This window comes from Priestia sp. FSL W8-0001, assembly GCF_038050335.1.
In the GTDB taxonomy this organism is placed as follows: domain Bacteria; phylum Bacillota; class Bacilli; order Bacillales; family Bacillaceae_H; genus Priestia; species Priestia flexa.
Genome location: NZ_JBBPAL010000001.1, coordinates 165,001 through 179,109, shown reverse-complemented (window position 1 = coordinate 179,109; position 14,109 = coordinate 165,001). Strand labels below are relative to the sequence as shown.

Below are 14,109 nucleotides of genomic sequence, written 5' to 3'. Positions count from 1 at the left end.
TCTTTACCAAAATCTATAGCACACTAGTATAAAACCTTACCTAAAAAACAGCCTTTTCATAACTATTAGACGGAAATTCCCACTAGAAGTTAGTCGACTACAATATAAGTTGCTTTGACAGGACCGTGTACACCAACAATCAGGTTCATCTCAATATCAGCACTATTGCTTGGTCCAGTAATAAAGCTCACATAAGAAGGCACGTCTTCACCTTGGGTCTGCATTTTATGAATAAGCGTAGCTGCTTGGGTCATTCGAGGTACCAGCGTACTCTTGGGAATAATCGCAACAAACGTTTTCGGTAGCAAACTAATTGATCTGCCGTGATCTTTATTATGAAAGAGCGTTACCGTTCCTGACTCTGCAAGCGTGACATCGCTAAACACCAGACCTACGTCAGCTACTTCTGCAATTTGTTGATTTACCTTACCCTTCTCAGCCTCCCAAATATGGACATGAAGATCTTCAGCATTTCTATCAAAAAAGTCCATTAACCCGTATTCCTCATGTCGCAAGTCGTTTGAAGTAATCAACGACTTCCCATTATAGCCTTTAATTGTTTCCGCAAGAACGCCAAGCAACCCTTCACGGCCTGTTCGCTTAAACGTTGTGTGAATAACTTTACAATGCTCTTGTAAAATATCGACAAGCTCATCCTGTGTCTTATCTTTAAATACGTCATGCTGTGGTGTAACGCTCCAGTCTGGACGCTGTACACCTTCGACTCTTCTTTCTCTACCTAAAGTAGTAGCTAATTTATCTAAAAAAGCCTCTCTATTCTGTATCATTATGACTCCCCCTCCTTCTGTCGTTGCTTAAACCAAGCACGGAACGACTGACCTTCAGGAGCATAGAAATTACGTACACTCGTCCAATCTTTCAATGGGCCCGGTCCATTTTCAATCATGCCCTCTTTTGTCCATGGTCTAAGAGCAGGCTTAGCGAGATTTGCACTTAAGTTATAAAGAGATGGGTTTGCTGACCACTTCGCAAATCCCTTCATCATGAGCTTTTCAGCCATAGGTGCTTTATTTTCTCGTTCCACAATGATTTGACGATGGCGAACCAAATGCTCGTGCAGTGGGATTTTAACAGGACATGCCTCTGAGCACGCTGCACATAGCGTCGATGCATATGGAAGCTCTTTATGATCATCATAGCCTTCTAAAAGCGGCGTAATGACTGCACCAATCGGTCCTGGGTAAATTGAGTTATAAGCATGCCCTCCGATATGACGATAAACAGGGCATGCGTTAATACAGGCTGCACAGCGAATACAGTGAAGTGCTGATTGAAATTCTGTTCCTAAAATTTTCGAGCGGCCATTGTCTACAATAACTAGATGAAATTCATCTGGACCATCTACTTCTTCATCAAGCCTTGTCCCTGTAATAGCAGTGATATAGCTCGTTAGCTTTTGTCCAACCGCTGCTCGCGTTAGCAAACTAACAAGTATCTCCATCTCTTCCCAAGTTGGAACAATTCTTTCCATTCCCATTACTGTAATAACAGTGTCCGGGAGGCTTGTGACCATTTCTGCGTTTCCCTCGTTGGTAACAAGCGTGATAGCACCTGATTCTGCAATAGCAAAATTACATCCTGTAACCCCCACATCAGCCGCTAAAAAATCTTGACGAAGTTGTTCTCGCGCGAACGCTGCTAGCTCTTCCGGGGTATCTGAGCCATCATATCCTTTTTTATTAGCAAACGTTTCTCGTATTTGCCCTTTATTTTTATGAAGAGCAGGAGCTACGATGTGGGAAGGTGGATCTTCATCCAATTGTAAAATCCATTCGCCCAAATCAGATTCAACAACTTCAGCACCTACTTCTTCGAGCGCTTTATTTAAACCGATTTCTTCCGTTACCATCGATTTTGATTTAACAACTTTTTTCGCTTCCTTCTTTTTTATCACACTTTTAACATACTCATTTGCTTCTTCTGCTGTTTCTGCAAAAAAGACATTTCCTCCTCGTCTAGCTACTTGCTCGCTTAGTTGCTGCAAATAGTAGTCTAGATTCTCTAATGTATGCGTGCGAATTTCAGAACCTAGCTGTCTCCAATCTTCCCAGTTTCCCAATGCTTCTGCCTGACTCAGTCGCCCATTTCGAAGTCTTCCTTGAGCGGAGGAAACAGCTTGCCTCATGAAATCATCTGCAATTCCTTTTTGAATTCGTTCTTTGTATGGAATTTCACCAATTTTGACGCTCATCTCCATTCCTCCGTTTCTTAATGAGTGTTTAAAATCTCCGTAATATGAACGACTTTAACTTCTTTTCCTTCACGACTCATGCGACCGCCAATATTCATTAAGCATCCCATATCAGCGCCCACTAAATACTCTGCTTCCGTTTCTGATACGTGGCGTGACTTTTCACTAACCATCTCTTGTGAAATAACAGAGTTTTTCACAGCAAACGTACCACCAAATCCACAGCAATCTTCTTCACAAGGTAAGTCAACTAATTCTACACCTTTTACATTTCTCAACAGTACTTTAGGCTGTTCCTTTACTCCTAACAGTCGTTTCATATGACAGGAAGAATGAAACGTGACTTTTCCTTTAAACGAAGAATCTAAATCTGTAACGTTTAATACATCTACAAGAAATTCAGTAATCTCATAGCACTTAGCTGCAAAAGCTTCTGCTTCTTTCTCCCATTCTACATCTCCTTTGAACACAGCCGGATACTCTTTCAACATGCTAATGCATGATCCTGATGGTCCAACTATATATTCAGAATGACGAAAAGCTTTCATCATTTGCTTCATTGACTGCTTTGCTTCCTGTAAGTATCCGCTGTTATACGCTGGTTGGCCACAGCACGTTTGCTCCATAGGGTAATCAACTGTACAGCCGCATCGTTCCAGGATTTCAAGCGTATCTTTAGCGACATTGGCAAAAAGAATGTCACTTAGGCATGTACTAAATAAGGAAACTTTCATACTTGCTCACCTCTCAGAAATTTGGTAAACAGCCCGTTACATCATTCAATATATGTAAAGAGACGGCTTTGAACATTTTGTAAATGCTCAAGCATCGCTTCACTCGCCTCATTCGGCTGTCTATTTTTAATAGCTTCAAAGATTCTTCGATGCTCTACTTTTAAATCTTCCACTGTATTACCTGAATATAAGAATACTTTTCTCGTTTCTTGAATCGTCTCAGAGATCAACGACGACACGCTGCTCATTAAATTAATAAGTAATTTATTATGTGTCGCATTCGCAATGGCCAAGTGGAAGTCTAAATCAGCGCTTGATGCTAACTCTTCATTCCCACTTGCATTCTCCATTACAATCAATGCTTTCTCAAGCGCTAATAGGTCCTCTTCTTCGTGCACCGCTGCTGCTTGAGCTACCGTACCTAGCTCTAAAATTTCACGAACTTTGTAAAGTTCCTTAATATCTTCAATCTTCATTAAAAAAGCAATGTTAACAGGCAACTGGAATTTAGAAGGATCGAAGTTATTTACAAATGTACCTTCTCCATGCCTCGCTACTACTAGCCCCATTGTACGTAAGCCACTTAAAGCCTCGCGAATAGTTGACGTCCCTACATCAAAGCTTTTTGCTAACTTTTCAACAGACTCTAATTTATCACCGGGCTTTAGATCTCCCGCTTTAATTAATTCAATTAGTGTTTCAGCTACTTCCTCATATGCTTTTTTTCCACGAACACGTTTATAGTTCATTTCATTCAACTCCCATCTATCTCTCTATTATATAGATTTACTTATAAGAGAATACAATGGGAACCCTGCTTTTCTTATTTAAAAAACATTTAAAAAGAGAAACCCCGCTATACCCGCTAATACTACATATACAACTGCTGTTCCTAACGTTTTGCGAATAATTTCCCCCTCTTTACCAGATAAACCAACAACAGCACTAGCAGCCACCACATTGTGAACACAAATCATATTTCCCGCTGCAGCACCAATTAGTTGAACTGCTAAAACAGTGTTTAAGTTTAACCCAATTGCCTGGGCAACATTATATTGGATTGGTGAAAAGGTTAATGTGGATACCGTTGCACTTCCAGTGATGAACGCCCCAAGTTTTCCAAGGAATGGCGCTACAAAAATCCAGACTGACCCCAAAGAACTCGCTAATGATTCTGCAATATATTCTGGCATGCTATTTAAATTGTTTAGATTCAGTCCGGAATTAACAAACACCTGTACCATCGCAAGCGTTGCAATGAGTGAAATCGCTGTGATTTTCATTGTACCTAGTGACTCTTTTGATGCTTGCAAAAATGTTTTATAAGACTTTCTTTGAATAAGAAAAGCAAACACAGCTGCCAAAGTTAGAATCGTTCCTGGAGAATATAAAAACTCCCACTTAGAAACAATACCTTGTACTCCTAAAATATCCGTCCAGGTTAAGTCAATAGCAGTTAACGCAAATTGCTTAAGTCCTGGGATAACTCTAGTCAACAGCAATAAGACTACAACGATAATATACGGTGCCCATGCTGTTAAAATGCCCATTTCCGCTTTATCTTCCACTATCTTGAAATCTTTCCTCATTACCTTTTTCCATTCTCCTTTAGGTAATAAGATTCCTCTCTTTGCTGTCAAAGTTGCTACAATTAACGTAATAAGAGAGGCTAAAATGGAGACAAATTCATGCCCAAAGAAATTAGCAATCAGAAATGCGCTTCCCGTATATACAATTCCGATGAGGAACGTCCATGGAAACATTTGCAGCGCATCTTTTATACCACTGCGACTAAATGTGGTTAATACAACCATTAAAATAAATGGAATAAAGACACCCGCCAATAAGTCTAAACTTGTGACTTGCACCGCAATTTCTTTAAAGAAATTAATATCTGCGCTTGGAATATTACTGAGTCCGACTGCTACTGGCGTCCCCACTGCTCCAAACATAACGGCTGTACTATCAGCAATTAGCGCAATGGTGGCGGCCACCAGTGGTTGAAAACCCAGAGCCAATAATAGCGGGCCTGTCACCATCGCCGGTGTCCCAAAACCAGCGGCTCCTTCAATAAGTGAGCCAAATAAAAAAGCTACAATAACTACTTGGACACGCATATCAGCTGAAATGCTTTGAAAGCCTTGATTGATTCGAACAACTCCACCCGTATTTCGAAGGGTATTCAACAATACCAATGCACCGAATAAAATCCACAAAATCGTAAATGTTTTATGTATTCCTTGAAAAATTGATGCTAAAATTACTTTCCCTTCCATCCCCCAGATAGTAAGCGCTAACAATATGACGATAATTGAACTCAATGCCATTCCTTTAGCAGCTGACATCCTTAGAACTACAAGAAACAAAAATGGCGCAATGATCGCACTTAGCGCAATGAACAATAACATATAAACCCTTCCCCCTAGTTGACTTATATTATTAAGCGCTCATATCTAATAAGGTCATCTGATGACCTTATTAATATAGTTACATAAATTTCATAAATAGACAATGGGGAATTTTGCATTTTTTATCATAAAAGCAAGTTTAGCAGTAATTTTTATTCGTTTATCATTTTTTAACGAGTATCTATTTTCATTACTTCACCTTTTGAAAAGAGATAAGAAGAATTTCCTATCCAGAAGAGTGCAACAGCTATATGAAATAAAATTAAAAACCAGGCAAATACCTCCATTCTCAACCTCCTTTATATCTATCGTAATTTTAATATAGAATAAATTAACTTTTTTGTAATTTTTATTAATTTAAATAAAAAAAGAAGGAGAGTAACCTATTGGTTATTCTCCTTCTTTTTTATGATCTAAAAAACTAATCAGTTATTATTCAACCGTAACAGACTTAGCTAAGTTACGTGGTTTATCTACGTCACAATCACGGTGTAGAGCTGCGTAGTAAGAAATTAATTGTAATGGAATAACCGCTGCTAAAGGTGCTAATGTTTCGTGTACCTTTGGAATTACATAGCGATCTTCTTCTGTTTCTAAGCCCTTCATTGAGATAATGCAAGGATTAGCTCCGCGCGCTACTACTTCTTTTACGTTTCCGCGAATGCTTAAGTTTACATGCTCTTGTGTTGCAAGGGCAATAACAGGCGTATTGTTCTCAATTAACGCAATTGTTCCGTGCTTTAACTCTCCACCAGCAAATCCTTCTGCTTGGATATAAGAGATTTCCTTAAGCTTTAAAGAACCTTCTAATCCAACGTAATAGTCAACAGAGCGTCCGATGAAGAATGCGTTACGCGTTGTTGCTAAGAATTGAAGAGCGATGCTTTCCATTTCTTCTTTATCGTCACATAGAACTTCCATTGTATTAGCAACAATCGCTAGTTCTTGCATTAAGTCAAAATCAAGCTTAATGCCACGTGCTTGTGCAGTTACTGCTGCTAGAATTGAAAGTACTGCTAGCTGAGCAGTATATGCTTTTGTAGAAGCAACAGCAATCTCTGGACCAGCGTGTAATAATAACGTGTAATCTGACTCACGAGATAGAGTTGACCCCGGAACGTTTGTAATTGTTAATGCTTTGTGACCAAGCTCTTTAATCTGAACAAGAACTGCACGGCTATCTGCAGTTTCACCACTTTGAGAAATAAAGATGAATAGTGGTTTTTCAGATAAAAGTGGCATGTTGTAAGAAAACTCACTCGCTACGTGGACTTCAACTGGAACTTTCGCCCAAGTTTCAATGAATTGTTTTCCTACTAATCCAGCATGGTAACTTGTTCCACAAGCAACGATATATACACGATCAGAGTCGTTCATTGCTTTTACAATATCCTCATCAACATGAAGTTCATTGTCAGCACCTTGATATTGCTGAATGATTTTACGCATTACTAGAGGCTGCTCATCAATTTCTTTTAGCATGTAGTGAGGATACGTACCCTTTTCAATATCACTTGCATCTAATTCAGCAGTGTAAGGATCGCGCGCTACTACTTCACCATCTAATGTTTTAATTGTAACAGCTTCTTTTGTTACGATTACTGTTTCTTTATCCATTAGCTCTACATATTGGTTTGTTACTTGTAGCATCGCCATTGCATCACTTGCTACAACGTTAAAGCCTTCACCTAAACCAACAAGTAACGGACTTTTATTTTTAGCAACATAAATTGTGTTTTTATCTTCATTATCAATTAATGCTAGTGCATAAGAACCGTGTAGTAAGCTTACCGCTTTACGGAATGCTTCTTCTACTTCTAATCCTTCACTTGCAATTTTTTCAATTAAATGAACGATTACTTCTGTATCCGTTTCACTTTTGAATTCAACATCTTGTAAATACTCACGCTTTAAGATTGCGTAGTTCTCAATAACTCCGTTGTGAACTAGCGTAAAGCGACCGTTATGACTTTGGTGTGGGTGAGCATTTTCACGGCTTGGAACACCGTGTGTTGCCCAGCGCGTATGACCGATACCAGCTGGTGCTACAACGTTATTATCGACTGATTGACGTAGTTCAGCAATACGTCCTTTTTCTTTGAATACGTGTACGCCACCGTCATTAACAACTGCAATACCCGCTGAGTCATATCCACGATATTCTAATTTTTCAAGACCACGTAATAAAATTTCCTTTGAATCTTGAGTTCCAATATAACCTACAATTCCGCACATAGATTGTAATCCTCCTTAAAGTAATGAAGAACGTTACCTTCTTCACAATAACGATTATCTTCTTAATGCGTTTGTCCAAAGAGTCACCCCTTTGTTTTTCACATTAAGCTTTCGATTGTGATAATCAACAACCGGGAGGCATCCGCCGATACTTCGATAAACCTCCTCCTCGTCAACTAAGCCACTGTCGTCTCAGACTTAGTTCAGGCGCTTTTACATATATTAAATTATTTTTAACATTCCCTCCTTTTGTAAACTAGAGACGAACAGATTTAATCTTACAACAAAGCATAAGAAATCGTCAATTATCTTTATTACCAATAGTAAAAACAGGCCTTTTTGCGTGCCGCTTTGTACAATTGGCATAATATAAAAATATGCATAAGCAGCTCATGTGGTCACTGCTTATGCATAGAATGATGAATTACTCTAGTCCCATTTCTTCTTTTACAACTTCAACAATGCGGTTTACGTAAGTCTCACACTCATTTTGGCTTGGTGCTTCAACCATTACGCGCACAAGTGGCTCTGTACCTGAAGGGCGAACAAGAACGCGACCGTTTCCAGCCATTTCTTTTTCTACTTCGGTAATTATTTCTTTTACCTTCTCGTTTTCAGTTACGTGATGTTTATCCGTTACTCTCACGTTTACAAGCAGCTGTGGAAACTTTGTCATTTCGTTTGCTAGTTCAGATAATTTTTTATTTGTTGCCTTCATAATGTTTACAAGCTGAATCGCAGACAACATACCGTCTCCTGTCGTGTTATAATCAAGGAAGATAATATGACCTGATTGCTCTCCACCTAAATTGTATTGATGTACTTTCATCTCTTCTACCACGTAGCGATCTCCAACCGCTGTCTGAGCACTTTCAATTCCGTTTGCTTCAAGAGCCTTGTAGAATCCAAGGTTACTCATAACCGTAGAGACAAGCGTGTTATGTTTTAAACGCCCTTGTTCAAATAAATACTTTGCACAAATGAACATAATTTGATCGCCATCTACAATGTCACCATTTTCATCGATTGCAATTAGTCGGTCTCCGTCACCATCAAAAGCTAATCCTACGTCCGCACCTTTTTCTTTCACAAATGCTGATAATGCTTCAGGGTGAGTAGAACCAACACCTTCGTTAATATTTAATCCATTTGGAGATGCACCCATTGTTGAAATATCAGCATCTAAGTCTGCAAATAAATGTGCTGCTAGAGATGAAGTCGCACCATGTGCACAGTCAAGCGCAACGTGTAAGCCAGAAAAATCTTCATCGATTGTTTGCTTCAGATACTGAAGATATTTTTGACCGCCTTCAAAATAGTCATTTACCTGTCCAAGATCTTTACCAACAGGTCTTGGTAGCTCATCTTTTGGATTATCAATTAATGCTTCAATTTCATTTTCTTGAGCATCAGATAACTTGAATCCATCTGGACCAAAAAACTTGATTCCGTTATCTTGCACTGGGTTGTGTGAAGCAGAAATCATAACCCCTGCTTGTGCACCCAGCGCTTTTGTTAAGTAAGAAACACCTGGAGTTGAGATTACACCCAAGCGCATTACCTCCGCTCCGATAGACAGAAGACCTGCTACCAAAGCTCCCTCTAACATATGCCCTGATACACGCGTATCGCGACCGATTAGGACTTTTGGTCGTTCTGTATCTTTTGTTAATACGTATCCTCCAAAACGACCAATTTTAAATGCAAGCTCAGGTGTTAATTCACTGTTTGCAACACCCCTTACACCGTCTGTTCCAAAATACTTACCCATTCTTTTTCTCTCCTTTTATGTCCATTGTGTATATTTAATTTGCGGATGATGAGCCACTTTCTTCGTTACTTGCATTGTTTTCAACGTTACCTTCATCCTCTTCGTTAGATCCGGTATTATCAGACGGATCAGAAGGCTCGTCCGGATTATTATTACCGCCTTCTTCTGGTGGTTCAGAAGGGTTTTGTTCTTCTTCATCTGAAGGGTTTCTTTCACTAACTTTCACTCGTAGCGTTTTTGTAGAAAGAGTGCCTTCAATCCCGCTTGGAACCGTTAAAGAAATAGGAACCGAAAACTCACCAGGTGTTAACCTTGCGACATTGGCAGATATACCAATATCACTTCGAGTAACATTTCTTAGCTGTTGTTGTGGTCCTGATAGGTCAACTCGTACCGCTCCGTTTTTAGGAGATAAAATTTCATATTTATATTTGGAGTTTTGACCATTTAATGACACTGACAAGCTTTCAAACGACTTTTTTCCATCTTTCTCTTCTTCGGCTACAGAGGTTTCTTCTGCGTCAGTTTCTTCTTCCTCTTCTTCATCCAGCTTTTTTACGTTTACACTCACTGTAACTTGCTTAGGCTGAACGCTATCTGCACCTTCTGGAACAGGGACATCAACTTTTACTTCGGAAGTTTTGGAAATCCCCGTCACGTCGACTGGGATATTATCAATTGACGAGATAGAATCTAATACGTCTTTTTCACCAATAACGGTTACTTCATCTTTATCTAAAGAAAGATCTGTAATTTCAATTCCTTCGCCTAAGGTGCCCGTTTGCTCAAGGCTAATCGGAACCTTCTTACTTCTATTTTCAATTGGGATTGTAACATTAACTACTTCTGGTTCAATAGCTACATCTAGCTTATTCAGGTTTTTATCAAATGCTACTACCTCTGCTTGTTCATTTACATCTTTACTTACGTTATCTAATTCAACAAGAGCTTTTACATAGGCTACTTGCGATAGCTGACTCTTAGCTCCAGTAACCGTTACCGTCTCTGGACTAATTTGTGCAGAGCCCGCTTTATAACCTTTTTTTACCTGATTTTTATCAAAGCTTGCTTCTACTGGAAATTCTTGTGATTGTTGATTTTCAATGCTAACTGTTACGACTTGCGGATCAATTTTAACATCCAGACGATCCGAAATATTTCGGTGTTGTAATTCTACTTGGTGCTCTCCCAAACCGTAGTTATTTAAATCCACATATACTTCCAAGTCTTGCTTTAGCTTTTCTTGTTGAAGAGCACTTTTAGAACCTTCTAAAGTAACATTAACCGTATCTGGAACACCGCTAATAATCATATTATCTTGATCATAGGAGACTTCCACAGGAACATTTGTAATGGTTTCTGTACCTGTTCCTGATGATTTACTTGTACCAAGGATTGTATTTGTATCTTGATTATCGATGCTAACAGATAGATAAAGCATCAAAGCTAAAAGAAGCGCAATTATTTTCATGATCCAAGGATTGTTTAATAATCTATCCATTCTTCTTCGACCTCCATTGCCAACGAGCTGAAGAAGATGCTCTTGAAGTATTAACCAACTCTTTCTCAAGCATTTCTTTTAACGTATCAATTGTTAACTCACGATATAACTCACCATTCTTTGTCACAGAAATACCACCTGTTTCTTCAGATACTATAACCGTTATACTATCTGTTACTTCACTAATACCAACAGCTGCTCGGTGACGAGTTCCTAGCTCCTTTGAAATGAAGGGGCTTTCGGAAAGTGGTAAGTAGCAAGCTGCAGCTGAAACTTGATTGCGCTGTAAAATAACGGCTCCATCATGCAATGGCGTATTAGGAATAAATAAATTAATCAATAGCTCTGATGAAACATTGGCATTTAGCGGAATACCTGTTTCAATATAATCATTCATTCCTGTTTCTCGCTCAATCGAAATTAAAGCTCCTATACGACGCTTTGCCATATAATGCGTAGCTTTTGTAATAGCTTCAATTGTTAATGCGCGTTCATCCTCTTCAGGAAGGCTAGCTTTAGAAAATAAACTCCCTCTTCCTAATTGCTCCAACGCTCTGCGAACTTCAGGTTGGAAAATAATAATAACTGCTAAAAATCCCCATGTTAAGGCTTGATCCATTAACCATTGTAATGTGTTTAGGCCCAGGAAGTTACTAATAAAGCGTACAACAACGATGACGATTATTCCTTTGAGTAACTGTACAGCTTTCGTACCTCTGATGACCATTATCAATTTATATATAACAAACCAAACAAGGAGAACATCGATTATATTTCCTAAATATGCGAAGATCGGTAGCTCTCCAAAAGGCATCGTCTCACTTCCTCTATTTATATGTAGTCAATTAAACATAACTTTTTTATTATATCATAAATTTAAAATTCCCTACTAGTTAGACATAACAACAATTGGTTTTTATTTACAAAAAGAATCGTCCAATAGTCGTGATGACCGGGGACGATTCTTTAGCAAATCTTTATTTTTACCGTCAAGGGAACTTGTTTTTATTCATTATTTGACAGGTTAACTGCGTCTTTAACACCATTCTTTACATTGTACCAAATCCATTCAAACATTTGGTCTAATTCTTCAATATCACCGGTAACCTCCCCCGCAGATGCAAGGTATTGATCACCATTAATAACTGTAATATTTCCATCTACCGTTCCTTCTACTTTTATATCACCGTTGCGTACAGTAACATCTCCTTTAACCACTTCGCCAGCTGGTACAATAACAGTCTTGTTTTCAATCACAAGGTTATCCTGCTTAGAGACTGCAAACTCTTCGTTAGTATTCCATGCTGAAAAAGTAGCCCCAGACATTAACAACGTAAACACAGCAGCTGCTGTTAAAAATGGGTGATTGGTAAACCAACGATTCATTCTTACAGCGCTCTTCTCTTTAGGAAGACCTGCCATAATATTAGCCGTAAAGTTCATAGGTGTATCAATATGAGAAGTGCTTTGAACAAAAGCAATGGTTCGCTTTAATTGTTTAAAATGTTCTTGGCATGCATCACATTCCTGTAAATGCTGCTTCAATAACTGTTCATTCTCTTTTGTAAGATCTCCATCTAAGTATTCATGGATTAGATTTACATAGGAACTTGAGCATTTCATTATTTTCACTCCTTACAAATGGCGAAGTCTGTTTCTTAAGGCTTCCCGTCCTCTATGAATTCTTGTCTTTACAGTACCAATCGGTAGCTCTAAAATTTCACTAATTTCTTTCAAAGAAAGTTCATCAATATATTTCAGCACAATAACTGTACGATATTTCTCAGGTAGCTTTAAAATTTCAGATTGAATTAAGTCTTGCAGCTCTCCTCTTTCTAATTCATCTTCAGGGAGTGCTTGGTCTGCAGCAATCTGTGAGTACATATTAAGACCTTCCGTTCCAGCTACTTCTGCATCTAAATAATAATCTGGCTTCTTTTTACGAATTTTATCAATACAAAGATTTGTTGCAATCCGATATAGCCATGTGGAAAATTTCTTGGATGAGTCATAACTGTGAATATTAACATAGGCTCGAATAAAAGCTTCCTGAGCCGCATCTTGCGCTTCTTCGCGATTACCTAACATGCGATAGCATAGCTGATAGAGCTTATCTTTATGATATTCTACAATATCAGCAAACGCATCTTGATCGCCTTTTTTTACTTTTTTTATTTTCCGCTTTAATAATAACTCCATGTAAAAGTGACCTCCGCCCATTGCGGGATAGTATATATACGTTTACTTCTAATTAAAGTTTCATTCATGCTTAATTATTTTAACAAAAATTTGATGTTTATGTTTAAGATTTTTTAAATTGGGATATTTATGAAGTAAAAGACTATTATAAAGTGAGGAATGTCGCTGATGGAGAAAAATTTACTGGAACGAATTGAAGAGCATCGCCACATGATGTTAAATACTGCACAACAAACATCTCTATGTTCTAAAGAGGTACTGAGGTTAAGCTCAGAGTTAGATACACTATTAAACCAATATACAAAGCAATCAAACTAAATCAGCCCTTGTTGTCAACAACAAGAGCTGATTCTTTTTTATAGTAATTTTTCGCCGAATAAAGAACCCATCAACGCAACAGCCACCGTTGCTGTTTTATTACGCTCATCTAAGATGGGATTAACTTCTACAAACTCAGCTGAAGTAACGACGTTAGATTCAGCTAGCATTTCCATAGCTAGATGGCTTTCTCTGTAGCTAATTCCTCCAATAACAGGTGTTCCTACTCCAGGTGCGTCATGAGGGTCTAAACCATCTAAATCGAGTGACAAATGTACTCCATCTGTTTTATCTTTCAAGTAAGAAATTGTCTCTTCCATAACATGTGCCATTCCAAGTCTATCAACTTCATGCATTGTGTATACCTTAATGCCAATCTCTTTAATTAATTCTCTTTCTCCTTCATCTAAAGAACGTGCACCAATAATCACAATGTTTTCAGGCTTAATTTTTGGCATGTATCCAAAAATATTTGTTAACGTTGGATGCCCAATGCCTAGACTAGCTGCTAGTGGCATTCCATGTATGTTGCCTGATGGAGAAGTGTCAGCCGTATTTAAATCTCCATGTGCGTCATACCAAATAACTCCAAGATTCTCATAATGCTTGCTAACACCGGCTAACGTTCCAATAGCAATACTATGATCACCACCAAGTACAAGTGGAAAATTACCATTTGTAATAACATGATCTACTTTAGACGCTAATCGTTCACTAGCATCTGCTACAGC

At 38.5% G+C, this 14,109-nt stretch carries 13 protein-coding genes (1 of these 13 only partly in view); 1 reads left to right on the top strand and 12 read right to left on the bottom strand.

Annotated features, from left to right (window positions below; translation table 11 throughout):
• Nucleotides 1-89: 89 nt before the first annotated feature.
• The 11 genes from MKZ18_RS01020 to sigW form a co-directional block, all read right to left on the bottom strand.
• Complete coding sequence (locus MKZ18_RS01020) at nt 90-788, bottom strand: LutC/YkgG family protein (RefSeq protein ID WP_035321018.1); 699 nt, start codon at nt 786-788, stop codon at nt 90-92.
• Nucleotides 788-2,212, bottom strand: coding sequence for a LutB/LldF family L-lactate oxidation iron-sulfur protein (locus tag MKZ18_RS01015; protein WP_025910568.1), 1,425 nt, complete (start codon nt 2,210-2,212; stop codon nt 788-790). Before MKZ18_RS01015 ends, MKZ18_RS01020 begins: the two co-directional genes overlap by 1 nt.
• 17 nt (nt 2,213-2,229) lie before the next feature.
• The gene (locus MKZ18_RS01010; protein WP_025910567.1) at nt 2,230-2,946 is read right to left on the bottom strand and encodes a (Fe-S)-binding protein; all 717 of its coding nucleotides are present in this window, start codon (nt 2,944-2,946) and stop codon (nt 2,230-2,232) included.
• Nucleotides 2,947-2,987: 41 nt separating this feature from the next.
• Nucleotides 2,988-3,695, bottom strand: a complete 708-nt coding sequence (locus tag MKZ18_RS01005) for a FadR/GntR family transcriptional regulator (protein ID WP_025910564.1) — start codon at nt 3,693-3,695, stop codon at nt 2,988-2,990.
• Between the two features lie 78 nt (nt 3,696-3,773).
• The gene (locus MKZ18_RS01000) at nt 3,774-5,354 is read right to left on the bottom strand and encodes an L-lactate permease (RefSeq protein ID WP_078990482.1); all 1,581 of its coding nucleotides are present in this window, start codon (nt 5,352-5,354) and stop codon (nt 3,774-3,776) included.
• A gap of 432 nt (nt 5,355-5,786) precedes the next feature.
• A complete protein-coding gene (glmS, locus tag MKZ18_RS00995) occupies nt 5,787-7,589 on the bottom strand; it encodes a glutamine--fructose-6-phosphate transaminase (isomerizing) (RefSeq protein ID WP_025911479.1) in 1,803 nt (600 codons plus the stop codon).
• Nucleotides 7,590-8,013: 424 nt separating this feature from the next.
• A complete protein-coding gene (gene glmM, locus MKZ18_RS00990) occupies nt 8,014-9,360 on the bottom strand; it encodes a phosphoglucosamine mutase (RefSeq protein WP_025911477.1) in 1,347 nt (448 codons plus the stop codon).
• A gap of 34 nt (nt 9,361-9,394) precedes the next feature.
• Nucleotides 9,395-10,861 (bottom strand): CdaR family protein, encoded by a 1,467-nt coding sequence (locus MKZ18_RS00985; RefSeq protein WP_061786222.1) that lies wholly within the window; start codon nt 10,859-10,861, stop codon nt 9,395-9,397.
• The gene (cdaA, locus tag MKZ18_RS00980; protein WP_061786223.1) at nt 10,854-11,675 is read right to left on the bottom strand and encodes a diadenylate cyclase CdaA; all 822 of its coding nucleotides are present in this window, start codon (nt 11,673-11,675) and stop codon (nt 10,854-10,856) included. Before cdaA ends, MKZ18_RS00985 begins: the two co-directional genes overlap by 8 nt.
• A 191-nt stretch (nt 11,676-11,866) precedes the next feature.
• A complete protein-coding gene (locus MKZ18_RS00975) occupies nt 11,867-12,484 on the bottom strand; it encodes an anti-sigma factor family protein (protein ID WP_061786224.1) in 618 nt (205 codons plus the stop codon).
• Nucleotides 12,485-12,496: 12 nt separating this feature from the next.
• The gene (sigW, locus tag MKZ18_RS00970) at nt 12,497-13,060 is read right to left on the bottom strand and encodes an RNA polymerase sigma factor SigW (RefSeq protein ID WP_025911472.1); all 564 of its coding nucleotides are present in this window, start codon (nt 13,058-13,060) and stop codon (nt 12,497-12,499) included.
• A 168-nt stretch (nt 13,061-13,228) separates the two neighbouring features.
• Between sigW and MKZ18_RS00965 the strand changes: the two genes are divergently transcribed.
• Nucleotides 13,229-13,378, top strand: coding sequence for an aspartyl-phosphate phosphatase Spo0E family protein (locus tag MKZ18_RS00965; RefSeq protein WP_100346476.1), 150 nt, complete (start codon nt 13,229-13,231; stop codon nt 13,376-13,378).
• Between the two features lie 38 nt (nt 13,379-13,416).
• Here the strand turns inward: MKZ18_RS00965 and rocF are convergent, their stop codons facing one another.
• Nucleotides 13,417-14,109, bottom strand: the 3' portion of a protein-coding gene (gene rocF / locus MKZ18_RS00960; protein ID WP_025911471.1) for an arginase. The gene runs 207 nt beyond the window's last position; the window shows 693 of its 900 coding nt (coding positions 208-900); its start codon lies beyond the right edge, outside the window; its stop codon occupies nt 13,417-13,419.

Bases quoted from the DNA above. Each gene is read 5' to 3' on its own strand.
- MKZ18_RS00975 (WP_061786224.1), bottom strand. From the start codon at position 12,484: ATGAAATGCTCAAGTTCCTATGTAAATCTAATCCATGAATACTTAGAT.
- MKZ18_RS00965 (WP_100346476.1), top strand. From the start codon at position 13,229: ATGGAGAAAAATTTACTGGAACGAATTGAAGAGCATCGCCACATGATG.
- cdaA (WP_061786223.1), bottom strand. From the start codon at position 11,675: ATGCCTTTTGGAGAGCTACCGATCTTCGCATATTTAGGAAATATAATC.
- MKZ18_RS00985 (WP_061786222.1), bottom strand. From the start codon at position 10,861: ATGGATAGATTATTAAACAATCCTTGGATCATGAAAATAATTGCGCTT.
- MKZ18_RS01015 (WP_025910568.1), bottom strand. From the start codon at position 2,212: ATGAGCGTCAAAATTGGTGAAATTCCATACAAAGAACGAATTCAAAAA.
- MKZ18_RS01010 (WP_025910567.1), bottom strand. From the start codon at position 2,946: ATGAAAGTTTCCTTATTTAGTACATGCCTAAGTGACATTCTTTTTGCC.
- MKZ18_RS01005 (WP_025910564.1), bottom strand. From the start codon at position 3,695: ATGAACTATAAACGTGTTCGTGGAAAAAAAGCATATGAGGAAGTAGCT.
- MKZ18_RS01020 (WP_035321018.1), bottom strand. From the start codon at position 788: ATGATACAGAATAGAGAGGCTTTTTTAGATAAATTAGCTACTACTTTA.
- MKZ18_RS01000 (WP_078990482.1), bottom strand. From the start codon at position 5,354: ATGTTATTGTTCATTGCGCTAAGTGCGATCATTGCGCCATTTTTGTTT.
- sigW (WP_025911472.1), bottom strand. From the start codon at position 13,060: ATGGAGTTATTATTAAAGCGGAAAATAAAAAAAGTAAAAAAAGGCGAT.
- glmM (WP_025911477.1), bottom strand. From the start codon at position 9,360: ATGGGTAAGTATTTTGGAACAGACGGTGTAAGGGGTGTTGCAAACAGT.
- glmS (WP_025911479.1), bottom strand. From the start codon at position 7,589: ATGTGCGGAATTGTAGGTTATATTGGAACTCAAGATTCAAAGGAAATT.